Source organism: Microvirga sp. jy35 (genome assembly GCF_056148915.1).
The window spans coordinates 1-25,609 of record NZ_JBWBEW010000029.1; the positions used below are offsets into that span (position 1 = coordinate 1).

Consider the following 25,609-nt stretch of genomic DNA (forward strand, 5'->3'; position numbering starts at 1 on the left):
GAGCGGGCGAGCAGGCCCACCTCATCCCGGCGCTCCGTGCCCGTGACGCTCACGTCCAGATCGCCCTCGGCCAGACGACCCATCGCAGACGTCATCCCGTTCAGGGGACGCGTCACTCCGTAGATCGTGATCGCCGCGAGCAGGACGATCGCCAGGGTCAGGCCGACGCCGGAGGCAACCATCAGCTTGGTGGATGTGAAGGAGGCCAGATCGGCCGCACCGCGCTTCACATTCTCAAGAGCCGCGGCATTGGCGTCGGCACGCTCGTCGAGGGCCTGCGAGGCCTTCTGGCGCAGGGCCCGGCCCTCGCCGCTCGAAAGCTTGAAGGCTGCGTCGCTCTCGTTCAGCTGGGCATGGGCGATGGTCCGGCCCATGATGGCGAAGTAGTCTTCGACGGTCTTCTTCAGCTGCTCGTTGGTCGCGCGGCGCGCCGGCGTATCGGACAGCGCGATCAGCGCATCCAGATCCTTCAGGGCTTCCGCCTTGGCTTCCCGGAAGGCCTGCTCGTAGATGGCCATTTCCTGGAAGCGCGTTTCGATGATCAGGTTCTTCTCCTGGACCGCCGCCTCGTTGACGTGGGCTTTGATGTCCAGGGCCATGCTGCGCCGCGCCGCATGCACATCGACGATCTGCTGGGTTTCCTCGGCAAGGGTGTCGAGACCTGACTTGGCAAAAAGGATAAGGCCAATGGTGACGGCGACCATCACGATGACTGGGATGGCCAGCTTTGTAATGATTTTGAGATTGTTCAAAGCACGCATTGAATTTCAGTGGCCCGCCCGCATCGCCGCGGGAGGCGCGCGCCCCCACGACGCGCTTATCCAGGCTGCCTGTTTGTAGCCCGTAGGACTTGCATGGGCTATTGCGGTTAATACTTATGACTGAAGTAATGATTTGTTAGCTTATTTGCTGATCATAGCAGAGACAAAGATCATTCAGACTTTGTTAATAGATCACTTCCTGAATTTGTCTTCTGGCTAGAGGACTACGATGCCGGAATGCTTGGCCTTGTTGTCCGGCTCCACGTGGATCGTGATGAGCGCATCCTCCACATCGGCCTTGAGGGCGCGTTCCAGCCGGTCGCAGATGTCATGCGCTTCGGTGACGCTCATGGCGCCCGGCACCACGAGATGGAAGTCGATGAAGGTCATCCGGCCCGCATGGCGCGTGCGCAGGTCGTGCGCTTCGATGGCACCTTCCGCATTCAGGGCGATGATCTCGCGCACGCGGACAAGGGTTGTTTCGGGCAGCGCCTCGTCCATGAGGCCGCCGACGCTCTCCTTGATCAGCCCCCAGCCCGACCAGAGAATGTTGACGGCCACCATGGCCGCGAGGGCGGAGTCGAGCCAAGCCCATCCGGTGAGCGGGACGAGCAGGAGACCGACGATGACGCCGGCGGAGGTGAACACATCCGTCAGGAGATGACGCCCGTCGGCCACCAGCGCGGGAGAGCGGAGGCGCCGTCCGCGACGGATCAGAAGCCAGGACCAGACCGCGTTGATCACCCCGGCAACCGCATTGATGGCAAGCCCCTGCATCGGGGCGTCGATCACCTTCGGCGACAGGATCCCGAAATAGGCTTCCCGCAGGATCGCAAGGGCCGCCACGATGATCAGCACGCCTTCGAGAACGGCTGAGAAATACTCCACCTTGTGGTGGCCGTAGGGGTGATTGGCATCCGCCGGTGCGGCGCTCAAGCGAACGGCCATGAAGGCCGCCATCGCGGTTACCACGTTGATGACGCTCTCGAGCGCGTCGGAATAGAGCGCAATGCTTCCCGTGATGTAATAGGCGGCATATTTCAGGACGAAAACAAGGGTTCCGACGAATATGCTGCCGATGGCAAGTTTTTGAATCTTGTCCATGGCACGTCACTTGAAAAGCTGGCTCGGGGGGAAACGACGCGACCTTATAGAGCTTGTGTCTTCAAGCGCAAGAACTCGTTTTTACTTGCTATTCGTTCGCAGGATCACGACGGACGTCGGAACTGTCGAGAGAATGTCAAGACTCATCCGGGTTCCCGAGGCTTCGATTCTCCAGATTGCGCCGTGACTGGACGCGGCTTTCCGACAGGCCATCACTCGGGAATGGCCGCCGCCTTCGCCATCAGCTTCCTGTAATAGTTCGACAGGGAGGGAGAGAGCGTCTGGCAGTGCTGAACGAGGGCCAGGGCTTCCACCCGCTTTCCTGCGCTGATGGTGTCGAGAAGCGTGGGATGCAGCTCCGTCAGTTGCGCAAGCGCCGGGTCCTGCCGCCGCTGCTCGGCCGGAGCCACGATGGTGAAGATCGCGGATTTCTCGCTGCGGCCTTTGACGGCGATGCGGTCGAGTTCGATGAGCACGAAACGCTCCTGCAGGGCCTTTGCCGTGGCAGGGCCCAGCACGATCGAAACGCCGTATTCCTTCGACAGGCTTTCCAGGCGCGAGGCGAGGTTCACCGTGTCGCCGAGCACGGAATAATCGTAGCGCCAGCGCGATCCCACATTGCCGACCACGCAGTCGCCTGTGTTGATGCCGACCCCGATGGCGAAGACCGGCGCGTCCTCGCCCTGCTCCTGCCGCAGCTCCGCATTGAGGGCTTTGACCGCCTCCAGCATGCGCAGGGCGGCGCGTGCGGCCCGCAAGGGGTGATCCGGGCTGGGCAAGGGGGCGTTCCAGAACGCCATCACGCAGTCGCCGATATACTTGTCGATGGTGCCGCCCTCTGCGAGGACCGCTTCCGAGAGCGGATCGAGCAGGCGGTTGATGAGCGTGGTCAGCCGCTCCGGCTCATCCTTCAGCTTCTCCGACAGGGTGGTGAAGCCGCGCACGTCGCAGAACAGGATGGAGAGGTTGCGCCGTTCGCCGCCGAGCTTCAACGCGCTGGGGTCGCGGGCGAGCTGCGCCACGAGATCCGGCGACAGGTAGCGCGAGAAGGCCTCCGACACGGTGCGGCGCAGATGCCGCTCGCGGGCATAGTCGAGGCCGAACCGCGCTCCGAACACCGCCAACGCGGCGGCTGCCGGCAGGGCGGGCGGTGCCCAGACCCGTCCGAAGCGCAGCAGCACCCAGGCTCCGACGATGAAGAAGGCGAGTAGAAAGGTGGCCGCAAGCCCCGTCCTCCATGTGACGCCGCGGGTGGAGAAGGCGGCCGCGAGGAACGCTCCGGCGATCACGAGCAGCACCATGACCAGGCTGGGGAGCGGGAGCGCGTAGAGGTTATGGCGGAGGTTGTCGAGGATCGTAGCCTGGACCTCCACACCGGCCGTGAGCGTGCCCTCGGTCAGCGTATAGGGGGTCGGGAAGGTATCGGGGGCTCCCGCATCGGCAGTCGTGGCGGCCTGGAGGCTCAAGCCCACCATAACAACCTTGTCCTTAAAATAATCAGGGCGAAGGAAAGTCTTTGGATCGAGAGCCTGGTAATAGGATGCGGTCGGATAGGAGCGACGGGGTCCGAAGTACTGGATCAGCGCCCCATCAGGAGCGGCAGCCTGCGGCTCTCCTTTCAGCCGCAGCGCCTCTGCGGCAAAACTGCTCTGGATGGGCGGCATGCGCCGCAGGTAGGCATCGCCGTCGAGATGCATCGAGGCAATGCCGGGCACGGCACCGGCATCCAGGAACTGATCGAGCGGATTGACCCGTGTGACCTGCGTGCCCTGTTCCAGCGGCGTCGTGACATCGTCGGCTGCGAGCACCACATCCGGGCCGAGCGCCCTGGCGAGGGCCGTATCGGCTTCCTCCGTGGAGGGATCGGCGAAGATGACGTCAATGGCAATGACCTTCGCGCCGGCCGCGCGCAAGCTCTCGATCAGTTTCGCGTGGATGTCCCGGGGCCAGGGCCAGCGCTGACCGATCTCGCCGATGGATGGCTCGTCGATGGCGACGATCACGGCTCCGGGCTCCGCTGGCAGCGGCGGCGCGATCACCGAGAGAAGATCGTAGAGCCGCGCCTCGATGAGGCGGATGGGCGGGAAGAACACGAAGGGAATCAGCAGCGCTGCAATGATCCCGGCCATGCCGAAATGGCGCCAGAGAGGCTCTCCGCCGCTTTGGTCTCGCGTCGGCTCGTGCCCCTTCACCTCAGAACCTGGCTTTCACGCTCGCCTCGAAGGTGCGCCCCGGCCCGCGGATGTCGGGGGCCAGTTCGTAATCCTCGTCGAGCATGTTGAGCACGCTGAAGCCGAAGAGGAGGCGGCGATCCGGTGTCTCCCAGCTCAATGCCGCATCGGCCGTCCAGTAGTCGTCGATCTCGCGGCCCTGCAGGTTGCCCGTGATGTCGCCGACGAAGGTGCCGGCAAGGGTGAACTTGAGGCGGCTCGGATGAACGAAGGTGACGCCGGCGCGGGCGAACCTGCCGGCGACGAACGGCACCTCTGCACCCCTGGCCTCCTCCGAGCGCACCTCCGACGAGATCGTCCCGATGGTGCCGAACACGCCGATGCCGTGGGTCAGCCAGAGGTTGGCCGTTGCGGCGAACCGCTCGATGCGGGCCTTGCCGATGCCGATGTCGTCGAAGCTGTAGGCAATCGGAAGGTTCAGGTTCTCCGCATCCTGGCGCTGATACTCGACCGAGGTGAAGACGTGAGGGGACCATTCCGCGTCCCAGCGCAGGGCCAGGGTCTTGGTTTCCGCGCCCAGCTGCGTCGGCAGGGCATTCGGCACCAGGCTGACGGTGGTCACCGGCGCCAGGGTGAAGGCGATGGGAGATCCCGTGTCCTGGCGGTAGGCCGCACGGAGCCATTGTCCCTCGAAGGGCGAGACGCCGACTCCGACCCGGGGCGAAATCTCATCATCGGCCGGCCGGTCCTCGACCTTGACGGTGCTGCGCTCGATGCCCGCCTGCGCCTCGAACCAGTCATAGGGGCGCCAGAAGACATCCGCGTAGAGGCGGGTCGTGCGGAACGTCGCGCTCGACCGCTCGTCGATGTCGGTGAAGTCGAATGTGTCCGTAGCCGTGTTGTAGAGAAACGCACGGCCGATCTCGCGGGTGATCGTGCGGCCCCTTTGCGCCTCGAGCCCGTAATGCAGGGTCAGGTCTCCGAAGCCGATCTTATGGGACAGGGCGGCCGAGGCGCCTTCGGTGCGAGTCCGCTGCCAGTTGTTGCCCCCGATGATGAAACCGGGGACGGTTTCAGCATTCGCCGTGTTCGTGAAGCTACGCTCGATGGCGTTGATGCCGAAAACGGCGCCCGTCAGGACGTTCCGGTCGCTGAAGCTGTGGCTCCAGCCCGCCCCGCCCAGCACGGCCGCATTGTTCTGCGTCCCCTCGGCGAAGTTGGTCCTGGTGTTGGTCGTGGCGATGGCAGGATCGTTGTTCGCTCCGGCGCCGAACACGAGGAAGCGGTCGGCGGCCGAGGGCGCCATGCCGACGAAGAAGGCGCCGCTGTCCGCGTCCTCCCGGTCGATGAGGTCGCGTCCGTTGGTCCTCGTGCGGCTTGCCGTGAGGTTGAAGGAGGTCGGAACCGGCTCGTTCGAGAAGCCCTGCACCGTCGCGTCCGCTCCCCAGCCGATGCGGCCGTTGTGGTGCAGGAGCGAGCCGCCGACCTCCGCGTCCAGGAAGGGGCGGCGGAGCAGGTCGATGCGGCCGATGCGCCCGGAGACGGCGAGCGGATCGAAGAACAGGCCCTGGACCGTGAGGTTGAGCGACGTGAGATCGCTTCCGACACCGCTCTCGATGTTGGAGATGTCGGGCCTGCCGGTCACGAGGTTGGGGCGCTCCACGGCCGCCTGATCGAAATAGGTCGAGGCGCTGAAGGGATCGAAAACCCGATCGCCGTAGAAGCGCGACCACTCGTTGAGGTTCAGGAAGCGGTAGGCCTGGGCCGGATAGGAGCCGCCCTCCTTGTTGATGGCCAGACCGGCGAAATCGCCGCCCCGCTGGCGGTAGCGGCGCACGGCTTCGCGGGCGGCCAGGACGGCCTGGTCGGCCTGATACTGGTCGATGGCAATGGCCGTGCGGAAGCTTGCGACGACGGGATCGTTCGGATCGAGCCGATCCGCGTTGTCGAGGGCTTGGTCGGCCAGTTCCTCGTCGCCGTTCTGGTAATAGGCGATGGCGGCCATGAGCAGGCCCTGCGACAGGCCGGGATTGGCCGCAGAACCGGCCAGGATGGCTTCGAGCCCCTTGGCGGCCTCGCCCTTCTGCAGCAGATAGCGGCCGCGGGCGATGTAGCCTACGGAGAAGGCCGGATCGAGGGACAGGGCCTTGTCGATCAGGGCTCCGGCCTCGTCGACGCGGTTCTGGTCCAGCAGCAGGATCGCCAGGTTGGCATAGGAGACGGGACTGCCCGGATCCGCCTCGATGGCGCGGCGCAGAGCGTCTTCGGCCGCGAGCGGCCGGTCCCGGTCCGACTCGAACAGGCCGAGGCTGTTCCAGACATTGGAATTGCCCGGCGCGATGGCTGCGGCGCGGCGCAGGGACTCGACGGCCGCGTTGACCTCGCCGTCGATATCCCCGCGGATGTTGCTGTCGGCGGCGATCACCTCCGGATCGTCCGGATCGAGGGCCTTGGCGCGCGCGATGGCATCGCGCATCTCCTCGCGCCGGTTGAGCGCATAGGCGATCTGTGCCGCCGTCACGGCGAGGCGGGCATCGTTCGGGAAGCGCCTCTGCCCATCCTTCAGGACCTCGGCGGCGGCCTGCAGATCCTGCCGGAAGGCCACGACATAGGCGTGGGCGAGAACCGCGAAGGGGTCGTTGAGGGCGATCCTGGGTTCCGCATAGACCCGCTTCGGGTCAGCCAGGGACTGGGCGATGTAGCGCCCGTAAGAGGCGAAGATGCGCCGCTTCGGATCGACCCCCCGTTCGGCTCTGGCAAACAGGGCGGCGGCTTCGGGCCAGCGGTGCTGCGAGCCGAGCAGGGCGGCCTCCACCAGATCGGCGCGGGCGCGCTGCCCGGCGCTCAGGGGGCGGCTTCTCGCCTGGGCCAGGGCCTCGGCCGCGGCCGTCCGTCCATCGAGGGACGGAGCCACCTCGGCGAGCCTGAGCCAGTCTTCGGCGCTGCGGGCTTCCGGTGGGACCGCGGCGATCCGGGCGCGTTCGCCCCGCAGGGCAGGGCCCGTCAGGGGCGAGGTGGAGATGGAGGCGAACGTATCGCGCAGGCTCATGTAGAAGAGCATCTGCTCGCGGTCGTTCGAATTCGTGAGGATGAACTTGGTCGGGGCCTGTCCGATGGACACGACGGCGCCTTCGCCCTGACGGACCGTCACCGAGCCCTGGGCGTTGGACAGCTCCACCACGCCCTCGAGGACGATCAGGGACGTGCGGCCGCCCTCGACCGAGAGGGACCAGTCGGTACCGCGGATGGCCGCGACGGCTGCGGGCGTCTTGACGTCGACGCCGGAGCCGCCGCGGGCCGCGCGGGCCCAGATGTTGCCGCCCTGGAGGCTGAGCTGGGTGTTGCCGGCCTGGCCGCCGGCCACGTCATTGACGGTCAGGGTCGAGTTGCGTCCGACTCGGATCTGGGTCTGGTCGGAGAACAGGATCGCAAGATTGCCGATCTCGTTGGTCCGCAGGGTGTCGCCGCCGACCACGTTCTGCTGAATGGCGGCCGAGCGCCACATATCCTCGCGCACGAAGCGCATTTCCTCGCCGCCCTTGGCGGCCACGATGGCGCCCGCCGCCGGGATCGGACGCGGCACGGGAGACTGGGCCTGAGCATGGACGAGACTCAGGGCGAGGGCGCTTGTTGCGGCCAAAAGGCGAAAGGATCGTACAGACATGAAGACCAGCTTGATCGGAAGCTACCTGCTCTAACGTTACCGGAGCTTAGCAGCAAGTGCCTAGGATCAAAGCCGATTCACATCTCGTGCGGTGTGTTTTGGGACACAGGGTGAATCATTGCGGCATATAGGCCACAGATCGGTCCCGTGTTCGCAGGGTGATCGCCGAAGTCAGACCGTCTTGGTCCGAGCCATGAGGAGCTTCTGCTTCAGGTCGTGCTGGGCAAAAGGCTTCTGCAGGACGGGGCGGTCGCGGAAGGCATCGCGGATGCCGGCGCTGCCGTAACCCGTGGAAAACACGAAGGGGATCGAGCGCTGCGCCAGGGCCTCCGCCACCGGATAGATCGGCTCGCCGGCCACGTTCACGTCGAGAATGGCCAGATCGACCTGCTCGCGGGACACGGCTTCGAGGGCCGCAGACAGCCGGGCGGCCGGGCCGATCACTTCGCAGCCGAAGTCGAGGAGCATGTCTTCCAGCAGCAGGGAAATCGCAGCCTCGTCCTCGACGACGAGGATTCGCAGGCCATTGAGATCGCCGTCGCTCATTACGCTATCGGTCACGGTTTTGCTTTCTTTCAGGCAAGGCGCTGGTAGATTATTCCCCAGAACATGGGACACATGCTCTGGATGTTTTGGACTTCAAGCCTTGAGACTCAGACGCTTCTATCACTTTTGCGCCTCCATGCAAAAGGGCCTGGAACGGCCCTGATCCATGATATCATTATAGAACAAGATCTTAGGGCCGGACAGGCTCATTTCCGAGATCAGGAATCTGTTGAGGCAGTTGGCTGACGAGCATGGGAATAACCAGATTGTCCGGCATCCTAAAGCTTTTTGCGCCCCTCGGCGTTCTTCTGACGCTGTCGAGCGCGCCAGGCCTCGCGCACGGGCATCATCCCATCGTCGTCGCCTCGAAGGCGGATACGGAAGGCGCCCTGCTGGGCAGCATGATCGCCCTTGTGCTGGAGCGCGAAGGGGTCCCGGTCCAGACCCGCCTTCAACTGGGGCCGACCCAGCAGGTGCGGACGGCGATCCTTCAGGGGGAAGTCGACATCTATCCCGAATACACGGGCAACGGCGCGTTGTTCCACGGCCTTGAAGGCGATCCGGCCTGGAAGGCGCCGGCCTCAGCCTATGAACGGGTCAAGCGCCTTGATGCGGAGCGGCACCGGCTGGCCTGGCTCGAGCGGGCGCCTGCCAACAACACATGGCTGATCGCCGTCCGGGGCGATCTCGCCCGACGGTCCAACCTCACGACCATGGAGGATTTTGCCCGAGCCGTCGGGGCACCCATGAGCCTGCGGCTGGCCGCTTCCGCCGAGTTCGTCGAGAGCCCGGCGGCGCTTGCGTCCTTCGAGAAGACCTATGGCTTCCACTTTCCCCGGAACGGGATCGCGGTCCAGCCCGGCGGCGACACCATGACCACCATGCGCGCGGCGGCGCAGGGCATCGGCGGGGTCAATGCCGCGATGGTTTACGGCACCGACGGTGCCATCGCCACCCTCGACCTCGTTGTCATGAAGGACACGAGGGGCGCCCAGATCGTCTACGAGCCCGCTCCGGTCGTGCGGATTGAGGCGCTGGAGCGCTTTCCGAAAATCTCAAGAGCGCTCGCCGGCGTCTTCGCCTCCCTCAGCACGGCCAAGCTCCAGGCTCTCAATGCCGAAATCGTGGTCGACGAACGGCCGGCCCGGGATGTGGCCGAGCGCTATCTGAACCAGCTTCATCGCCGTCCGGGAGGCTAGGGCCTCGTCTGCCCCCTTGCGAAAGACAAGGCTTGTCCTGAATAATCCGCCGATGTGCTCGCGTCCTTCCGCCCATCCTCCCGCTTCCGCCTGGAATCGCAACCATGCCTAGGCGGCCGCCAAAGGCACCGGTTCTCATCGTCCTGCACCAGGAGCATTCGACCCCGGGGCGGGTCGGCCGTCTGCTCGTGGAGCGCGGCTATCCCCTCGACATCCGTCGCCCCCGCTTCGGCGACCCGCTGCCGGACACCCTCGCGGAGCACAGCGGCGCCATTGTCTTCGGCGGTCCCATGAGCGCCAATGATCCGGACGACTTCATCAAGCAGGAGATCGACTGGATCGAAGTGCCCCTCAGGGAGAGCAAGCCCTATCTCGGCCTCTGCCTCGGGGCGCAGATGATGGCCAAGCACCTGGGTGCCGGCGTCTGGGCGCATCCGGAGGGCAGGGCCGAGATCGGCTATTACCCGCTCCTGCCGACGCGGGCCGGCGAGGCCCTGAGCGAGAGCTGGGGCGTTCCCTGGCCGAGCCATGTCTATCACTGGCACCGGGAAGGATTCGACTGCCCCTCGGGCGCCGAGACGCTGGCTACCGGCGACGACTTCCCCACCCAGGCGATCCGGGTGGGCGAGAAGGCCTTCGGGCTTCAGTTCCATCCGGAGGTCACGCACGCCATGCTCTGCCGCTGGACGGTGGTCGCCGAGGAGCGCTTGCGCATGCCGGGCGCCCAGGACCGGGTGCGCCAGCTCGAGGGCCGCTATCAGCATGACCCGCACGTGTCACGCTGGCTCGACCGGTTCCTGGATCACTGGCTGTCCGAGAAGCGCTGAGAGCCGCAATTGAAACCTCCCGTTCTGGCGAGCGAGCGTTTGCGCTTTCACCCTTGGGATGCCGAGGACTTTCCGCTGTTTGCATCGCTTCACGGCGATCCCGAGGTGCAGCATTTCCTGCAGATGGGCGACCCGCCCTGGGACGAAGCGTTCCTTCGGGCCAAGTTCGAGGGTTTCCTGGCCGATTATGCCGCCCATGGCTGGACGAAGTTCAAGGTCACCGATCAACATGGGGCCTTTCTGGGCCGTGCGGGCTTCGGATGGTTTTCGGCAACCGGCGAAGTCGAGCTCGGCTACAGCTTCATGCGCGCCTTCTGGGGGCATGGCTATGCCACCGAGGCCGCTTGCGCGCTGCTGAACTGGATCTATAGCGCCAAGCCCATCGATCATGTCATCGGGTTCGCAGTGGCCGAACATGCAGCCTCCCGCCGCGTCCTCGAAAAGGCCGGGATGTCGTTTGCAGGCATCAGGGATGTGGACGGAATTCCCAACGCCTTCTACCGGCACGACCGATCGTCGTAGGAACTCACGTCGCGTCGAACTCGAACGGCGAGATGCCGCGCTTCATCTCGTCCACGATCAGCGCATGCATCAGGGGAGGAGCGGCGCGCTGCGGGCAGGCGACGCGGTCGCACAGGCGGCAGTTGATCCCGATGGGTGTGGCTTCTGTGGACGACAGGTCGAAGCCGCGCGCATAGACCAGGCGGTGTGCGTATTTCAGCTCGCAGCCGAGGCCCACCACGAAGCGCGGATCGGGAGCTCCCCAGGGGTTGAAGGCGCGCTTGACCGTACGGGCCATGGAGAACCAGCGCGATGAATCCGGCAGCTCGATCACTTGCGTCGCCACCTGGCCGGGGGTGCGGAAGGTGGAATGCAGGTTCCACAAGGGGCAGGTGCCGCCGAACTGCGAGAACGGGAAGCGGCCGGACGAGAAGCGCTTCGACACGTTGCCGGCCGAATCCACCCGCACCAGGAAGAAGGGGATGCCGCGCGCGCCGGGGCGGGCCAGGGTGGTCAGCCGATGCGCCACCTGCTCGAAGCTCGCGCCGAAACGGGCGCCGAGCACCTCCACGTCGTAGCCCAGCGCCTCCGCGGCCGCGTGGAACTTCGCATAGGGCATCATCAGGGCGCCGGCAAAGTAATTGCCGAACGAGACCCGAAGCAGGCGCCGGGCCGGGCCGTCGACCGGCTCGAGTCGTGCGGCCAGCGCATCGACGGTCTCGCGCATCTCGGCAAAGCCCAGCTGATAGGCGGCCTGGAAGGTCCTGCCGGAGGGGTCCACCAGCTCCGAGATCAGGAGCTGGCGGCGGTGATGGTCGTAGCGGCGGAGTGCATCCGGCATCACGTCGATGGGCATCACGCGCACCCGGATGCCGTGCTTGGCATGCAGGCGCTCGCTGATCGCGAAGAACAGGTCGTGCCCCGTCAGGGCGAGTTCCGAGGCCAGCGCTTCCGCGGCCTCGTCCAGCTCCGGAAAATGGTTCTTCGCCTCGTGGATCAGTTCCCGCACCCGGTCAACCGGGTTGACCTGCGGCGCGTCCTCGGCCCGGTCGCGGTCGTTGAGGCTGGGCGTCACAGCCTCCCTGGCGCCGCGCATGGCTTGATAGGCCCGGTAGAGGCGGTTGATGGCGTCGACCATGGAGGGTGCGCTCTCGACGGTCTCGCGCAGCTCGAGCCGGGCCACAGGCGTTGAGCGGAACAGCGGATCGGCAAAGACCTCCTCCAGCTCGGAGATGGTGCGCTCGTGATCGTCGTTGGCGAATTCGCGCGGGTCGAGCGAATAGGCATGGGCGAGGCGGATGAGCACCTGCGCGGTGATCGGGCGCTGGTTGCGCTCCATGAGGTTGAGATAGCTCGGCGACAGCCCGAGCTCCTCGGCCATGCGGGCCTGGCTCAGGTTGAGGTCACGCCGCAGGCGCTTGAGGCGCGGGCCGACGAAGAGTTTTCTGCTCTCATCCATGTGTAAATCTTTTTACAACTTTACCCGCTTGTGGCTGTCGGAGATTTACAAGGCTACTTTTCTTCCCAAATCAGCCGTTGAAACAAAAGCTTCTTCTGGAATTATATCTTTCAGACGCCCCGCCGATGCACAGAGTTTGTGGGTCCCAAGGGTCCTTTGTCAACGGATGTAAACTTTATGATGAGGCCTGACGGCAGGTCCATCGCCTCTCGAATGGAGATCGATCATGTTGAAGTCACGTTTCTGGGTGGTTGGCGGCGAGTACACCTCCTGCGAGTGCGAGACCATCGTCCGAGGCACTGAGCGGGTCATCGGACCCTTCGAGAGCCGCACGGAAGCCGAGCGCACCTGGCGCACCCTGTCCGAGGATCACCGGCCGCAGGCGCAGGTCCGCTTCACCATCGCCCAGGAGCCCCCGTCGACCTTGAGCGCCTAGCGCATCGTGCGGACCCGAAGGGCCGCGCCAGCGAAAAGTGGACCCGGTTTTCGCTGGCGCGGCCCCCTGGGTCCGGTCACACGATGCGATCTTCTAAGAAGGAGCATCGGACCCAAAAGTGGGTTCCACTTTTGGGTCCGATGCTTCTGAGGCCATCGGGCATGCTCGTAGGTCGCCCGCCGAAGGACGTAAGTGCCTTCGGCGGGATCTTTTTGTCCGCGCACGAAGTTTTTCTCCTCCGGCCCAACTCTTCTTGAGCCCCCCTCTGCCTAAACCGCCGAACTGTCCTAAAACCAGCGGGGCAAGGTTTCATAAGGGGTTTTAAATGAAGACCGTCCTCCAGTCGCTCGCATTCGCCGCCGCCCTCGGGCTGGCCGCGACGGGCGCCGCCAGGGCCGATGTGGTCGTCTCGTCCAAGATCGACACGGAAGGCTCCGTTCTCGGCAACATCATCCTGCTCACCCTCGATGCCAACGGCATCAAGACCCAGGACCGTGTCCAGCTCGGTGCGACCCCGGTGGTGCGCAAGGCTCTCACCGCAGGCGAGATTGACATCTACCCCGAATACACCGGCAACGCGGGCTTCTTCTTCAACAAGGCGGACGATCCCGTGTGGAAGGACGCCGCCAAGGGCTTCGAGACCGCCAAGAAGCTGGACTACGACGCCAACAAGATCGTCTGGCTCGATCCCTCCCCGGCCAACAACACCTGGGCCATCGCCGTGCGCAAGGAGGTAGCAGACGCCAACAAGCTGAAGACCATGTCCGATTTCGGTCAATGGATCGCGAAGGGCGGCAAGGTGGTGCTCGCCGCCTCCGCCGAGTTCGTGAACTCGGAAGCCGCTCTGCCGGCCTTCCAGAAGACCTATGATTTCCGCATGAAGCCGGAGCAGCTCATCGTGCTCTCCGGCGGCGACACGGCGGCCACCATCAAGGCGGCGGCCGAGCAGACCAACGGCGCCAACGCCGCCATGGTCTACGGCACCGACGGCGGCATCGCCCCCTCGGGCCTCGTGGTGCTGACGGATGACAAGGGCGTCCAGCCCGTCTATGCGCCCGCCCCCATCGTGCGCGAGGCGGCCTTGAAGGAGAACCCGAAGATCGCCGAGCTTCTGAAGCCCGTCTTCGCCTCCCTCGATCTCGCAACCCTCCAGGGGCTGAATGCCCGGGTGCAGGTCGGCGGCGAGCCGGCAAAGGCGGTGGCGATGGATTACCTGAAGTCCAAGGGCTTCCTGAAGTAACCCGACGGCTCGATTCGAAGTCCGAACTGCACGACGAAGGCCGGACGCTTTGTGAATACGATCTCCTCCCGAACCACTGCGGCCGGCATGCCCACCCTGCGCCCCACCTTGCACCTGGACCGGCTCGGGAGCGTGATTGCCGGGCTCATAGGAATCGCGCTGTTCGCGAGCCCCTTCGTCACGTACCGGGCGAACCGCATCGTCTCGGGCGAAGGGCGTCCGCTCTTCGATGCCCTGCCGCCGGCAGGCGTTCTCATCACCATCGCCGTGGTGCTCGGCGTCGCGCTCTGCGCGGTGCTGGTGCACAGGCCTCTCGTCCGGCTGGCGGCGGCCTCCATCGGGCTCGGCGCGGTCTTTCCCGCGGTCGGCTTCTCCGCAGGCTTCGTCACCCCGGCCGGCAACACCTTCGCCCGCGTGTCGCCCTCCGTCGGCTTCTGGCTTCTCGCCCTGGCCTTCGCGCTGCTTGCCGCCGACGCCCTGACGCGCCTGCGCCTCGGACCCGGGGCGAGGCTTGCGGCCTTGGGGATCGCGGCGGGCGCATTGGCGCTTCTGCTCCTCTCGGGAGCCTGGAACGATCTTTCCCTGATGAAGGAATATGCGAACCGGGCGGACAGCTTCTGGCGCGAGGCGCGCCAGCACCTGTGGCTCGCCCTCGGCTCTATGCTGGCTGCCTGTCTCGTCGGTTTGCCGCTCGGCATGGCAAGCCATCGCGTTCCCGCCCTGCGAGCAGCCGTCCTGCAGGGGCTCAGCATCGTGCAGACGATCCCGAGCATCGCGCTCTTCGGAATCCTGATCGCGCCGCTCGGGTACCTCGCCGCCAACGTGCCGCTCGCCGCCGCGCTCGGCATCCGCGGCATCGGATCAGCGCCCGCCTTCATCGCGCTGTTCCTTTATTCCCTGCTGCCGCTGGTGGCCAACACGATGGCAGGCTTGAGCCAGGTGCCGGCCGAAGTCACCGAGGCCGCGCGGGGCATGGGCATGTCGCGGCGGCAGCGCCTGGTGCAGATCGAGCTGCCTCTGGCGCTTCCCCTCATTCTGGCGGGCATCCGCATCGTGCTGGTCCAGAATTTAGGGTTGGCCACGATCGCCGCGCTGATCGGGGGAGGGGGCTTCGGCACCTTCGTGTTCCAGGGCATCGGCCAGACGGCCATCGACCTGGTGCTCCTCGGGGCCTTTCCGACGGTGGCCCTGTCCTTCGCCGCGGCCGTCATCCTCGACGCGATCATCGACCTGACGCGGGGGGGCGCGGCATGATCGAGATCGAGCATCTCAGCAAGCGCTATGGCGACAGCATCGTCGTCGACGATGTGTCCTTCACGGTGGGGGAGGGCGAGATCGCGGTCGTGGTCGGCACCTCGGGGGCCGGCAAGTCGACCCTGCTGCGCATGATCAACCGGCTCGTCGTTCCCAATACGGGCCGCGTTCTCGTGGACGGACAGGACACGGCAACCATTCCCGAGGACGAGCTCCGGCATCGCATCGGCTATGTCATCCAGGGCTACGGCCTGTTCCCTCACCGCAATGTGGCGGACAACATCGCCACGGTGCCGCGCCTTCTCGGCTGGGACAGGCGGCGGGTCGCGGCACGCGTCGAGGAGCTGCTCGATCTGTTCCAGCTCGAACCGGGGGAGTTCGCGCAGAAATTTCCGCATCAGCTGTCGGGCGGCCAGCAGCAGCGCGTGGGCGTCGCCCGGGCGCTCGCGGCAAGACCTGCGCTTCTCTTGATGGACGAGCCTTTCGGGTCGCTCGATCCCGTCATCCGCGGCAAGGCGCAGGACGATCTCCTGACGATCCAGCGACGGCTCGGCACCACCATCGTGCTCGTGACGCACGACATGAATGAAGCCTTCCATCTGGGCAACCGGATTGCCGTCATGGATCAGGCCCGCCTCCTGCAATATGCCACGCCGGCGGATCTGCTGACGCATCCGGCGGAAGCCTTCGTGGAGCAGCTTGTCGGCACGGCGGAGCGCCCCTTCCGTCTCCTGTCCCTCGTGACGGTGCAGGATGCGATGGAGCCGGGTCACGCCGAGGGAGAACCGATATCCGTCTTGGCCAGCCTGCGCGATGCGCTGTCGCAGCTGATGTGGCGCGGCAGGCAGGTTCTGCCCGTGGCCGATGCGTCGGGCGCCTCCGTCGGGCGGATCAGCATCGACGGCATCCTCAGGCACGGGCGGTCCCTCCCATGAGCACCCGTGCCGTCATCCTGCGCGCCGCGGCGCTGCTCCTGCTCGTGGCCTTCGTGACAGTGCCGCAGCTCTTCGCCTTCGCGTTCGAGCCGCTGACCGTCAACAACGCGCCGGCGATCTACAATCAGGGCAGTCTGCTCGCACTCACCCTGGCGCATCTGCGCATCGTGTTCCTGGCGACCCTCGCCAGCACGATCCTGGCGGTCGCGCTGGGCATCTTCGTCACCCGGCCATCGGGGCGCGAGTTCCTGCCGCTCTCGCGCAGCCTCGTGAATATCGGCCAGACCTTCCCGCCCATCGCCGTGCTGGCGATCGCCGTGCCGCTCGTGGGTTTCGGGGAGAAGCCCACCTTCATCGCACTGTTTCTCTACGGTCTCCTGCCCATCTTCGAGAACACGCTGGCCGGCCTGACGGAGGTGTCGCCCCGTACGCTCGAGGCCGCCAAGGGCATGGGCATGAATGCCCGCCAGCGCCTGTGGCAGGTGGAGCTGCCGCTTGCCCTGCCGGTGATCCTCGCCGGCATCCGCCTCTCGGTCATCATCAGCTTAGGGACGGCCACCATCGGATCGACCGTGGCGGCCAAGGGCCTGGGCGAGGTCATCATCGCAGGCCTTCAGTCGAACAACGTGGCGTTCATCCTTCAGGGCGGATTGGTGGTTGCCTTGCTGGCGGTTCTCATCCACGACGGATTGGGACTGGCCGAACGAATGGCCGCCAGGCGGCTTGGCCGCCCCAATGACGAGGCCGCATGACGATCTTGGCGCGTCTCAAGTCGGAAACCCGGGCGGCGCACGACCGCATCGAGGCGGCCATGGATCTCGACCGCCGCATCGCCTCGCGCGACGCCTACCGGGACCTGCTGATCCGCTTCTACGGGTTCCACAAGGCCTGGGAGGACCAGGCGGTCTGCAAGGCGCCTGACCGAACCTTCTTCGAGCGCCGGCGCAAGACGCAGCACCTGGTGAAGGACCTCGACGCCCTAGGACTAAAATCGGAAGACATCATGCGTTTGCCACAATGCCAGCCTCTGATGCCGCTCCCTGCGCCGGAGGCCGTGCTGGGGAGCATGTACGTGGTCGAGGGCTCCACCCTCGGCGGCGCCATCATCGCCCGCGAGGTGGAGCGGCGGCTCGGCTATACCGCGGAGACGGGCTGCGCCTATTTCCGCAGCTACGGACGTGATATTGCGGCCATGTGGAAATCGTTCGGCGCGGTGCTTCTGGAAGCGTCGTCGCCGGAGGCCGACGATCTGATTGTCGAGTCCGCACAAAAGACCTTCACCGTGATGCACGACTGGCTGTGCGAGAACCCATGACCCTGCAGACGCCGCAAGAAACCGACCCGAAGGACATCGACCTCACCGCCTGCGACCGGGAGCCGATCCACATTCCAGGCAGCATCCAGCCGCACGGGATCCTGCTGGCGCTTAGCCTCTCGGACCGGACGCTGGCCTATGCCAGCGCCAACATCGCCGAGGCCTTTGGGCTCGATCCGTCTGCCGCCCTGGGCCGGCCCTTCGCCGAGGTTCTGCCGATCTTACGCCGGGAGTTCGAGGCGCAGCTCGCCGATCCGCCGCCCGCCGGAACCACGCGCTATCTCCGCACGATTGTCGTGTCCACCACGAGCGGCGAGCGCGCCTACGAGGCCGCGATCTCCCGCTCAGGTGAATGCGCCGTCCTGGAGCTCGAGGAAACGCCCCTGGAGGCCGTCTCCAGCCTCGATTCCCTCTATCCCACCCTGCGCCGCTTCGTGGAGCAGCTGCAGGGGGCCTCCAGCGTCGACATTCTCTGCAGTCTCGCGGCGAAGGACATCCGCCGCATGACCGGGTTCGACCGGGTGCTGATCTATCGCTTCGACGAGCTCTGGAACGGCACCGTCATTGCCGAGGACCGCAACGAGGTCCTGCCGTCCTATCTCGATCTGCGCTTTCCGGCCTCCGACATTCCGGCCCAGGCGCGGGAGCTTTACCGGCGCAACCGTCTTCGCATTATTTCCGATGCCGACTACACCCCGGTCCCGATCCAGTCGCGGAACCCTGAGCCCCTGGACCTGAGCGACTCCGTCCTGCGCAGCGTCTCGCCGGTGCATCTCGAATACATGCGCAACATGGGGACGCTCGCCTCCATGTCGATCTCGATCCTGCGCGACGGCAGGCTGTGGGGCCTGATCTCCTGCCACAGCAGGGAGCCGAAGCGGGTCTCGCTCCAGGTGCGCAACGCCTGCGATTTTCTCACCCAGATCTTCTCGCTCCAGCTCGAGGCGCGGGAGAACACGACGCTCGCCGAAAACCGGGTGCGTCTCGGCACCGTGCAGACACGGCTCCTCGCCCATATGGCGGCGGAGGATCATTTCATCGCGGGCCTCGTGAACCACCCGGACGACCTCATGCTCCTGGCCGGGGCGAAAGGCGCGGCCGTCCTCACGCAGGACCATTGCTGGTGTCTCGGCCAGACCCCCGACGAGGAGGAGGTCAAGGCCCTGTTCGCCTGGCTCTCGCGGCATAACCAGGAGGACGTCTTCGCGACGGACCACCTGTCTCAGGCCTACCCGGCGGCAAAGGCCTATACGGACCGGGCCAGCGGCCTTCTGGCGATCTCGATCTCGAAGGCGCATTCGAGCTATGTGCTCTGGTTCCGCCCCGAGGTGGTCCAGACCGTCAAATGGGGCGGCAACCCGCAGAAGCCGGTGCAGGAAGAAGCCGGCACCCTGCGGCTCCATCCCCGCCGCTCCTTCGAGATCTGGAGGGAGACGGTGCGGGAGCGGTCCCTGCCTTGGGACCAGAGCGAGATCGAGGCGGTCAGGGAACTGCGCCACGCCATCGTGAGCGTCGTGCTGCGCCGGGCCGAGGAGCTGGCGGCCATCTCAGAGGAGCTGCGCCGCAGCAACAAGGAGCTGGAGGCCTTCTCCTATTCGGTGTCCCACGACCTGCGCGCGCCGTTCCGGCACATCGTGGGCTTTTCCGAGCTCCTGAAGAAGCAGGAATCGAGCGGGCTCTCGGAGAGAGGCAAGCGCTACATCGACACCATCATCGATTCGGCCTACACGGCCGGAACCCTCGTGGACAACCTGCTGCGCTTCTCTCAGATGGGCCGCACGGCCCTCAGGCCGCGGCGGGTCGACATGCATCGCCTGATCGACGAGATCCGGCAGCAGCTCGCCGTGCATTTGGCCGATCGCCGGATCGAATGGGTGATCGGCGACCTGCCCGATGTGACGGCCGATCCGGTGCTGATCCGGCTGGTGTTTGAAAATCTTCTCGACAATGCCGTCAAATACACCCGCCCCCGGGAGAGGGCCCGCATCGAGATCGGCTCCACCCGCAACGAAGGGGAGAAGGTGTTTTTCGTGCGGGACAACGGCGTCGGATTCGATATGAAGTACAGCGACAAGCTGTTCGGCGTCTTCCAGCGGCTGCACCGGATGGAGGATTTCGAAGGCACCGGCATCGGGCTGGCCAATGTCCGCCGCATCGTCGAAAGACATGGGGGCCGGACCTGGGCCGAAGGCGCTCTCGACCGGGGAGCGACCTTCTCCCTTGCCCTGCCGGATCAAACAACGACTGAAGGAGCGGCGTGAATGCCGGATTTGAAACCGATCCTGCTGGTTGAGGACAACCCGAAGGATCTTGAACTGACGCTGGCGGCCCTGGAGCAGAGCCAGCTCGCCAACGAGGTCGTCATCGTGCGCGATGGTGCCGAGGCCCTCGATTTCCTCTACCGCCGCGGCGCGCATGAAAGCCGCAACACCAGCGATCCCGCCGTGGTCCTGCTCGATCTCAAGCTGCCGAAGGTCGATGGGCTCGAGGTGCTGGAGAAGGTGAAGGCCGATCCGCATCTGAAGCAGACGCCGGTTGTGATGCTCACCTCCTCGCGGGAGGAGACCGACCTCGTGCGCAGCTATGAGCTCGGGGTGAATGCCTTCGTGGTGAAGCCGGTGGGCTTCCGCGAGTTCTTCGATGCGATCCAGGACCTCGGGGTGTTCTGGGCCATCCTCAACGAGCCGCCGCCGCGGCGCAACGGAGCATAGCGCCACCGATGAGCGTGCAGACCCGTCCGCAGTCCGGCCCGTTGCTGCGCATCCTCCTCCTGGAGGACAGCGCGCTCGATGCTGAGCTGGTGACTGAGGCTCTGGCCTCCGCCGACCTCTCCGTGGCCATGGAGCGGGTCGACACGGCGGACGATTTCACGAGAGCGGTGCAGGACGGGCGCTGGGACATCATCCTGGCCGATTACCGGCTTCCTGCCTTCGACGGGCTGAGCGCCCTGGAGATCGTGCAGGCGCGGGCTCCCGGCACGCCCTTCGTGTTCGTGTCCGGGGCGCTCGGCGAAGAGGTGGCGGTCGAAGCGCTCAAGCGCGGTGCCACGGATTACGTGCTCAAGCACAGCCTCGACCGGCTTCCCGGCACCGTCCTGCGGGCGCTTGCGGAAGCGCGCGAACGGGCCGGCAAGCTGCATGCGCAGGAGGCCCTTCAGGCGCTTCTGGATCGGCAGACGGCGCTTCTGCACGAGCTCGACCATCGGGTGAAGAACAATCTCCAGCTTCTCCTGTCCCTGATCGGGATCGAGATCCGCCAGGCCGGGGACGATAAGGTCCGGCAGGTCCTCAGCCGCATGAGGGAGCGCCTGCAGGCGCTCGGCGCGGCGCATCGGGATCTCTACGACGGCAAGGGCGCGGCGCGCTTCGATGCGTCCAGCTTCGCCAAGGGGCTCTGCCAGGAGCTTACCGCCGCGTTGCCCGAGGTGAGGATCATACCGGAATTCGAGGTCGAGAACGTGGAAGTCGAGGCCGCCAAGGCAGCTCCCATCGCGCTCCTGTTCAACGAAGTCGTCGTCAATGCCCTCAGCCATGCCTACCGGGAGCGCCATGGGAAGCTGAAGCTCACCTTACGCATCCGCGATGGCGTGCTGCTGTTCCAGCTGTCGGACGACGCCTTCAGCCCCGAGGAGAAGCAGGCGGCACAGAACAGCGCGTCCGGCACGGTCCTGAAGGCTTTGTCGCGCCAGCTCGATGCCCAAGTGGAATGGCCGCCGGGCGAGCCCGCGACCCTCGTGCGCATCACCATGCCGGCGCAGGACGTGAGCTAGCACGATGGCGCGGGAACCCAGGGCCGGAACGAAGACTGCGCAAGCGGCTATGGGTCTTCCAGGAAGAGCCAGAACATCCCTGCGGCAGGTCTTGTGGGGGCTGGTGCTCGCCATCTCGCTGCCGATCATCCTCGTGGCGACCGGCGGCTTCTATTCGGGCTACAGGGCCGAGCAGCAGGCCATCGATCAGCGCATGCAGGAGACCGCCCGCGCCCTGAGCCTGCTGCTGGATCGGGAAATCGATAAATCGGTTTTGGCGATGCGGGTCCTGTCCCAATCGCCAACCCTTGCCAAGGGCGACTTCGAAAGCTTCTACAATCGGGTGAGGGACGTCCGCCTCGCGGATCCTTCCTGGATCGCTCTTTTCGAGCCGGGCGGCCGCGCCATCTTCAACACCCGCGTGCCTTACGGCGTTCGCCTGCCGGACAGCAACCGCCCGGATGTTCTTCGGCAGGTTCAGGAGACGCGCAGACCGCACGTGTCGGACCTCTATACCGGCTCCCTGACGGGGGAGCGCCTCATCACCATCAATGTTCCCGTCATCCTGGACGCGCAGGTGGGCTACATCCTGTCGCTCGCCATTACTCCCGAGGCGTTTCAGAACATCATCCGCGATCAGAGGATCGCCGATGGCTGGAACGCCGCCGTGCTCGACGGCAGCAAGCGGATCGTGGCCCGGTCCCGCGCGCCGGAGCGGTTCGTCGGCCAGCTGGCCAGCACCAACGTGCAGGAGGCGCTTGCTGGGTCCTCCGAGGGCCTTCTCCAGAGCGTCACGCTCGACGGCATCGCGGTTCGCACCTATTTCAGCCTCTCGCCAGCCTATGGCTGGTCCTTTGTCATCAGCATCCCGACCTCGGAGCTGGCGCAGTCGATCGAGCGCTCGCTCTTCTGGGTCATGATCCTGGCCGGGGTCGTCCTCTTGGGTCTGCTCCTGGCGGCCCTCCTGTCGCGCGCCATCGCCAGGCCGGTCGACCAGCTCGTCGCGGCGGCCCAGGCCCTCGGCCGCGGCGAGGATGTCTCGGGACCGGATACGACCCGGGTTCTGGAATTCGACACGATCAGGAAGGCTCTTGCGGAGGCATCGGCGGACATCCGCAAGCACGAGCGCGATCGGGAGGATGTTCTCGCGCAGATCGCGGAGAGCGAGGCCCGCCTGCGCCTGGCGCTCAATGCCGGGCATTTCGGCTCCTGGGAGCTCACGCCGGAGACAGGCTCCTTCATCACCTCGGCAACCTGCCGGGCGAATTTCGGCCGCAGCCGCGACGAGCCGTTCTCCTACGCGGATCTGGTCTCCTCCATCCATCCCGACGACCGCGCCATGCAGGCCGAGGCCGTGGCGCGGGCGATTGCGAACAACACGGATCTCCTTGTGGAGTATCGCGCGATCTGGCCCGACGGCAGCGAGCACTGGATCCGCGTCAGCGGCCGGACGCGGGCCGGGGAAAACGGCCAGCTGTCCATGGTTGGCGTCACGCAGGAGATCACGGAGCGCAAGCTTGCAGACGAACGGCAGGCGCTTCTGCTGCACGAGTTGAACCATCGCGTGAAGAACACGCTGGCGACCGTGCAGTCGGTGGCCTCGCTCACCCGGCGTTCGGCCCAGAACGCCGACCCTGCGGCATGGAACGCCTTCATGGATCGCCTGCACGGACTCGCCAAGACTCACGATCTTCTGACGACCACCCATTGGCAGGGCGCGCTTCTGGAGGATGTGCTGAAGAACGAGCTCGATCCCTACCAGGATGTCCTGCGTCAGCGCATCCGCCTGAAGGGGCCGAAGATCAACCTCCAGCCGAGCGCCGTGCTGGCCTTGGGACTTGCCATCCACGAGATGGCGACGAACGCGGTCAAATACGGCAGCCTCTCGGTGCCGGAGGGAAAGGTTCACGTGATGTGGGCCGTCACGTCCGGAAGCGCTCCGCCCTCCCTGCTTGTCGAGTGGGTCGAAAGCGGCGGTCCGACCGTGAGGAAGCCGGAGCGCCAGGGCTTTGGAACCAAGCTCATCCAGCGCGGCCTGGCGCAGCAGCTCGGGGGCGAGATCAAGCTCGATTTCGCGCCGGCAGGCATTCGCTGCGTGATCACCTTCCCGATCACCACCATGGTCGCCGACGCCGACGATGCCGACGGGACCAGGCAGCGCTACGCGTCCTGAGGCGGCGGCATCGTCCTGCTTGACAGAAGACCGTCGTTCCGATGCAAGCTTGAACAGCCCTGTCCCCCATCCGGTGCCTCGATGACGACCGTCCGCGACAAGCTCGAAACCATCCTGGAGCGTCTGGCCGCACGGGCTGCCGACGAGCGGGTGTTCCTGCGGGTCTATCATGATGCCGCCCGCGCCGCAGCGGAGGCCGCCGATGCGCGCCGGCGTGCGGGCGTCTCCCTGGGCCCGCTCGATGGCGCGATCGTGTCGATCAAGGATCTGTTCGATGTGGCGGGCGAGACCACGCTCGCGGGCTCCATCGCGTTGCGCGACAGGCCTCCGGCCACGAGGGACGCGACGATCGTCCGACGCCTGCGCTGGGCCGGAGCCGTCATCCTCGGAAAGACCAACATGGTCGAGTTCGCCTATTCGGGGCTCGGCCTCAACCCGCATTACGGCACGCCGGGCAATGCGGCCGATCCTCTGCGCATTCCGGGAGGCTCGTCGTCCGGCGCCGGCGTCACCGTCGCCGAAGGCACGAGCGAGATCTCCATCGGCAGCGACACGGGTGGTTCGGTGCGCATTCCGGCGGCGCTCAACGGCATCGTCGGGTTCAAGCCGACTGCGCATCGCATTCCCCTGGATGGAGTGTTCCCGCTCTCGCCCAGCCTTGATTCCGTCGGGCCGCTGGCCCGCTCCGTTCAGGATTGTGCCTTCACCGATGCGGTCATGGCGGGCGAAGAGCCTTCCATGCTCAAGCCCCGTCCCCTTTCAGGCTTGCGCATCGGCGTTCCCCGCGGGCGCCTGTTCTCGGACACGGAGCCTCTGGTGGAGCGCGCCTTCGAGGCGGCCTTGAGCCGCCTGTCGCAGGCTGGCGCAAGGATTGGCGAGCACGGCATCGAGGACCTGCTCGCGGCCATGACGGAGACCACCGCCGCAGCCTCGATCGCTTCCATCGAAGCCTCGGAGGTTCACGCGGACTGGCTTGAAGCGAAGGCCCACGAGATCGACCCGCGCGTGCGGTGGTCCATTGCGCGCAGCGGCACGGTTCCGGCGCCGGTCTATATCCGCATGGTCCGCCAGCGCTCGGCGCTGGCTGCCGCCATGGATGAACGCCTGGCTCCGATCGACGTGCTGGCGCTGCCGACGACGGCCATCTCGGCGCCCCTGACCGCGCCTCTGGAGGCGGACGACAGGCTCTACAACAAAACGGACTGGCACATCCTGCGCAATCCGATGTTCTGCAACCAGTTCGATCTCACCGCCATCTCGCTGCCGCTTCCCGGCTGCGAGCGCCCGACAGGGTTCATGCTGGTGGCGCGCCACGGGCAGGATCGTCGGCTGCTGGACATCGCAGCCGGCGTGGAGCGGGAACTGGAACGGTGGTGAGAGACGCGATCGTCAGGAGCTGATGGCGCGGGCGAGGCTCAGGCAGGCGGCGACCCCATCTTCCAGGATCCTGTCCGACAGCTCCTCGTCATCGACGGCGCGCGCGAGCTGCATCATGCCGATCGTGCCGGAGATGATGGCCGTGGCGACGGAGCGCCGGGCTTCCGGGGTTGCACTGGCGGGCAGCAGGCTGGCGAGCATCTCGATATGCTCGACGATGCTTTCCGTGAACATCTCGCGCACCGCCGGGTGACGCCGGGCGATCTCCGGGGCAATGGCTGCTGCCACGCATCCGGTCTCCGGGTTGTCGCGGTGGTGCGGGCTCAGGTACGCGCGGCACACGGCTTCGAACTTGTCCTCGTTCGAGGCCGCGACCGAACCGATCCAGGACTTGACCTGATCGATGGCTTCCGCCAGCGCCTCCTCGATCAGAGCATCCTTGGACGGGAAATGGCTGTAGAAGCCGCCATGGGTGAGACCCGCGCTGGCCATGAGGCTCGCGACGCCGCAGGATTCCACCCCGTCCTGACGGAGCTTCTTCGCTGCGACCTCGACGATCCGCCTGCGCGTCGCATCCTTGTGGCCTTTTTCATAGCGCATGGTGTCTCACTCTCCCGAAGGGGATGCAGGCTGATCTGACAATCGGGCTGAATTCATACTCTGCTGGCGCAATATAATACTACTGCGCAGCCGGGGTGTCCACAGGTCCGCCCGCATGACCTCAGCTCCTTTTTCATGTCTTCAAGCCTGTTCCGCCAGGGGGTCCATACCGGCCTGCCAGCGGCCCTGAAAGCCTTGCCTGACAAGATTTCCCGGCAGGAGATCTTGCATCGGGAACGATGTTTATATTATGATCATCATGCAAAACAAAGAGCGGCCGAAATCCGCCCCTCGGTTTC

General features: G+C 65.7%; 21 protein-coding genes. 14 read left to right on the top strand and 7 right to left on the bottom strand.

The genetic code is table 11. The annotated features are described in order from the left end of the window. From AC0QTX_RS18830 to AC0QTX_RS18850, 5 genes are all read right to left on the bottom strand, one after another. Window positions 1-761, bottom strand: a 761-nt coding sequence (locus AC0QTX_RS18830; RefSeq protein WP_474605351.1) for an MCP four helix bundle domain-containing protein, incomplete at its 3' end; no start/stop codon positions are given. 216 nt (window positions 762-977) lie between these two features. Further along, window positions 978-1,865, bottom strand: coding sequence for a cation diffusion facilitator family transporter (locus tag AC0QTX_RS18835; protein WP_474605352.1), 888 nt, complete (start codon window positions 1,863-1,865; stop codon window positions 978-980). 212 nt (window positions 1,866-2,077) lie between these two features. Then, window positions 2,078-4,057 (bottom strand): CHASE2 domain-containing protein, encoded by a 1,980-nt coding sequence (locus tag AC0QTX_RS18840; protein WP_474605353.1) that lies wholly within the window; start codon window positions 4,055-4,057, stop codon window positions 2,078-2,080. A 1-nt stretch (window position 4,058) separates the two neighbouring features. Further along, the gene (locus tag AC0QTX_RS18845; RefSeq protein ID WP_474605354.1) at window positions 4,059-7,700 is read right to left on the bottom strand and encodes a FecR domain-containing protein; all 3,642 of its coding nucleotides are present in this window, start codon (window positions 7,698-7,700) and stop codon (window positions 4,059-4,061) included. A gap of 171 nt (window positions 7,701-7,871) precedes the next feature. Beyond that, a complete protein-coding gene (locus AC0QTX_RS18850) occupies window positions 7,872-8,246 on the bottom strand; it encodes a response regulator (RefSeq protein WP_474605407.1) in 375 nt (124 codons plus the stop codon). 251 nt (window positions 8,247-8,497) lie between these two features. Between AC0QTX_RS18850 and AC0QTX_RS18855 the strand changes: the two genes are divergently transcribed. The 3 genes from AC0QTX_RS18855 (at window position 8,498) to AC0QTX_RS18865 (ending at window position 10,794) form a co-directional block, all read left to right on the top strand. Beyond that, window positions 8,498-9,445, top strand: a complete 948-nt coding sequence (locus AC0QTX_RS18855) for a glycine betaine ABC transporter substrate-binding protein (protein WP_474605355.1) — start codon at window positions 8,498-8,500, stop codon at window positions 9,443-9,445. 104 nt (window positions 9,446-9,549) lie between these two features. Next, complete coding sequence (locus tag AC0QTX_RS18860) at window positions 9,550-10,272, top strand: glutamine amidotransferase (RefSeq protein ID WP_474605356.1); 723 nt, start codon at window positions 9,550-9,552, stop codon at window positions 10,270-10,272. A 9-nt stretch (window positions 10,273-10,281) separates the two neighbouring features. Then, window positions 10,282-10,794 (top strand): GNAT family N-acetyltransferase, encoded by a 513-nt coding sequence (locus AC0QTX_RS18865; RefSeq protein ID WP_474605357.1) that lies wholly within the window; start codon window positions 10,282-10,284, stop codon window positions 10,792-10,794. A gap of 4 nt (window positions 10,795-10,798) precedes the next feature. Here the strand turns inward: AC0QTX_RS18865 and AC0QTX_RS18870 are convergent, their stop codons facing one another. Next, on the bottom strand, window positions 10,799-12,232 hold the full coding sequence (locus AC0QTX_RS18870; protein WP_474605358.1) for a helix-turn-helix domain-containing protein: 1,434 nt from the start codon (window positions 12,230-12,232) through the stop codon (window positions 10,799-10,801). Between the two features lie 226 nt (window positions 12,233-12,458). On the opposite strand from AC0QTX_RS18870, the gene AC0QTX_RS18875 reads away from it, so the two are divergent. The 11 genes from AC0QTX_RS18875 (at window position 12,459) to AC0QTX_RS18925 (ending at window position 24,710) form a co-directional block, all read left to right on the top strand. Beyond that, the gene (locus tag AC0QTX_RS18875; protein ID WP_474605359.1) at window positions 12,459-12,668 is read left to right on the top strand and encodes a DUF4170 domain-containing protein; all 210 of its coding nucleotides are present in this window, start codon (window positions 12,459-12,461) and stop codon (window positions 12,666-12,668) included. 325 nt (window positions 12,669-12,993) lie between these two features. Further along, window positions 12,994-13,908 carry a glycine betaine ABC transporter substrate-binding protein OsmF gene (gene osmF / locus AC0QTX_RS18880; RefSeq protein WP_474605360.1) on the top strand — a complete coding sequence of 305 codons (915 nt, stop codon included), beginning with the start codon at window positions 12,994-12,996 and terminating at the stop codon, window positions 13,906-13,908. An 87-nt stretch (window positions 13,909-13,995) separates the two neighbouring features. Continuing rightward, window positions 13,996-15,162, top strand: coding sequence for an ABC transporter permease (locus tag AC0QTX_RS18885; protein WP_474605408.1), 1,167 nt, complete (start codon window positions 13,996-13,998; stop codon window positions 15,160-15,162). Continuing rightward, complete coding sequence (locus AC0QTX_RS18890) at window positions 15,159-16,097, top strand: ABC transporter ATP-binding protein (protein ID WP_474605361.1); 939 nt, start codon at window positions 15,159-15,161, stop codon at window positions 16,095-16,097. Before AC0QTX_RS18885 ends, AC0QTX_RS18890 begins: the two co-directional genes overlap by 4 nt. Next, a complete protein-coding gene (locus AC0QTX_RS18895; protein WP_474605362.1) occupies window positions 16,094-16,849 on the top strand; it encodes an ABC transporter permease in 756 nt (251 codons plus the stop codon). The genes AC0QTX_RS18890 and AC0QTX_RS18895 overlap by 4 nt, the downstream gene beginning before the upstream one ends. Then, the gene (locus AC0QTX_RS18900) at window positions 16,846-17,412 is read left to right on the top strand and encodes a biliverdin-producing heme oxygenase (protein WP_474605363.1); all 567 of its coding nucleotides are present in this window, start codon (window positions 16,846-16,848) and stop codon (window positions 17,410-17,412) included. Before AC0QTX_RS18895 ends, AC0QTX_RS18900 begins: the two co-directional genes overlap by 4 nt. Then, window positions 17,409-19,673: an ATP-binding protein gene (locus tag AC0QTX_RS18905; RefSeq protein WP_474605364.1), complete on the top strand. Its 2,265-nt coding sequence runs from the start codon at window positions 17,409-17,411 to the stop codon at window positions 19,671-19,673. The genes AC0QTX_RS18900 and AC0QTX_RS18905 overlap by 4 nt, the downstream gene beginning before the upstream one ends. Then, window positions 19,674-20,123, top strand: a complete 450-nt coding sequence (locus AC0QTX_RS18910) for a response regulator (protein WP_474605365.1) — start codon at window positions 19,674-19,676, stop codon at window positions 20,121-20,123. An 8-nt stretch (window positions 20,124-20,131) separates the two neighbouring features. Continuing rightward, window positions 20,132-21,181 (top strand): sensor histidine kinase, encoded by a 1,050-nt coding sequence (locus tag AC0QTX_RS18915; protein WP_474605366.1) that lies wholly within the window; start codon window positions 20,132-20,134, stop codon window positions 21,179-21,181. Window positions 21,182-21,185: 4 nt separating this feature from the next. Continuing rightward, the gene (locus AC0QTX_RS18920) at window positions 21,186-23,333 is read left to right on the top strand and encodes a sensor histidine kinase (RefSeq protein ID WP_474605367.1); all 2,148 of its coding nucleotides are present in this window, start codon (window positions 21,186-21,188) and stop codon (window positions 23,331-23,333) included. 81 nt (window positions 23,334-23,414) lie between these two features. Next, window positions 23,415-24,710 carry an amidase gene (locus AC0QTX_RS18925; RefSeq protein WP_474605368.1) on the top strand — a complete coding sequence of 432 codons (1,296 nt, stop codon included), beginning with the start codon at window positions 23,415-23,417 and terminating at the stop codon, window positions 24,708-24,710. Window positions 24,711-24,722: 12 nt separating this feature from the next. Here the strand turns inward: AC0QTX_RS18925 and AC0QTX_RS18930 are convergent, their stop codons facing one another. Continuing rightward, the gene (locus AC0QTX_RS18930) at window positions 24,723-25,310 is read right to left on the bottom strand and encodes a TetR/AcrR family transcriptional regulator (protein ID WP_474605369.1); all 588 of its coding nucleotides are present in this window, start codon (window positions 25,308-25,310) and stop codon (window positions 24,723-24,725) included. Window positions 25,311-25,609: the final 299 nt, after the last annotated feature.

Excerpts from the sequence above, each read along its gene's own strand:
- AC0QTX_RS18875 (WP_474605359.1), top strand. The coding sequence starts at position 12,459 with ATGTTGAAGTCACGTTTCTGGGTGGTTGGCGGCGAGTACACCTCCTGC.
- AC0QTX_RS18910 (WP_474605365.1), top strand. The coding sequence starts at position 19,674 with ATGCCGGATTTGAAACCGATCCTGCTGGTTGAGGACAACCCGAAGGAT.
- AC0QTX_RS18860 (WP_474605356.1), top strand. The coding sequence starts at position 9,550 with ATGCCTAGGCGGCCGCCAAAGGCACCGGTTCTCATCGTCCTGCACCAG.
- AC0QTX_RS18835 (WP_474605352.1), bottom strand. The coding sequence starts at position 1,865 with ATGGACAAGATTCAAAAACTTGCCATCGGCAGCATATTCGTCGGAACC.
- AC0QTX_RS18870 (WP_474605358.1), bottom strand. The coding sequence starts at position 12,232 with ATGGATGAGAGCAGAAAACTCTTCGTCGGCCCGCGCCTCAAGCGCCTG.
- AC0QTX_RS18890 (WP_474605361.1), top strand. The coding sequence starts at position 15,159 with ATGATCGAGATCGAGCATCTCAGCAAGCGCTATGGCGACAGCATCGTC.
- AC0QTX_RS18930 (WP_474605369.1), bottom strand. The coding sequence starts at position 25,310 with ATGCGCTATGAAAAAGGCCACAAGGATGCGACGCGCAGGCGGATCGTC.
- AC0QTX_RS18915 (WP_474605366.1), top strand. The coding sequence starts at position 20,132 with ATGAGCGTGCAGACCCGTCCGCAGTCCGGCCCGTTGCTGCGCATCCTC.
- AC0QTX_RS18845 (WP_474605354.1), bottom strand. The coding sequence starts at position 7,700 with ATGTCTGTACGATCCTTTCGCCTTTTGGCCGCAACAAGCGCCCTCGCC.
- AC0QTX_RS18920 (WP_474605367.1), top strand. The coding sequence starts at position 21,186 with ATGGCGCGGGAACCCAGGGCCGGAACGAAGACTGCGCAAGCGGCTATG.
- AC0QTX_RS18905 (WP_474605364.1), top strand. The coding sequence starts at position 17,409 with ATGACCCTGCAGACGCCGCAAGAAACCGACCCGAAGGACATCGACCTC.
- AC0QTX_RS18885 (WP_474605408.1), top strand. The coding sequence starts at position 13,996 with ATGCCCACCCTGCGCCCCACCTTGCACCTGGACCGGCTCGGGAGCGTG.
- AC0QTX_RS18900 (WP_474605363.1), top strand. The coding sequence starts at position 16,846 with ATGACGATCTTGGCGCGTCTCAAGTCGGAAACCCGGGCGGCGCACGAC.
- osmF (WP_474605360.1), top strand. The coding sequence starts at position 12,994 with ATGAAGACCGTCCTCCAGTCGCTCGCATTCGCCGCCGCCCTCGGGCTG.
- AC0QTX_RS18850 (WP_474605407.1), bottom strand. The coding sequence starts at position 8,246 with ATGAGCGACGGCGATCTCAATGGCCTGCGAATCCTCGTCGTCGAGGAC.
- AC0QTX_RS18855 (WP_474605355.1), top strand. The coding sequence starts at position 8,498 with ATGGGAATAACCAGATTGTCCGGCATCCTAAAGCTTTTTGCGCCCCTC.
- AC0QTX_RS18895 (WP_474605362.1), top strand. The coding sequence starts at position 16,094 with ATGAGCACCCGTGCCGTCATCCTGCGCGCCGCGGCGCTGCTCCTGCTC.
- AC0QTX_RS18925 (WP_474605368.1), top strand. The coding sequence starts at position 23,415 with ATGACGACCGTCCGCGACAAGCTCGAAACCATCCTGGAGCGTCTGGCC.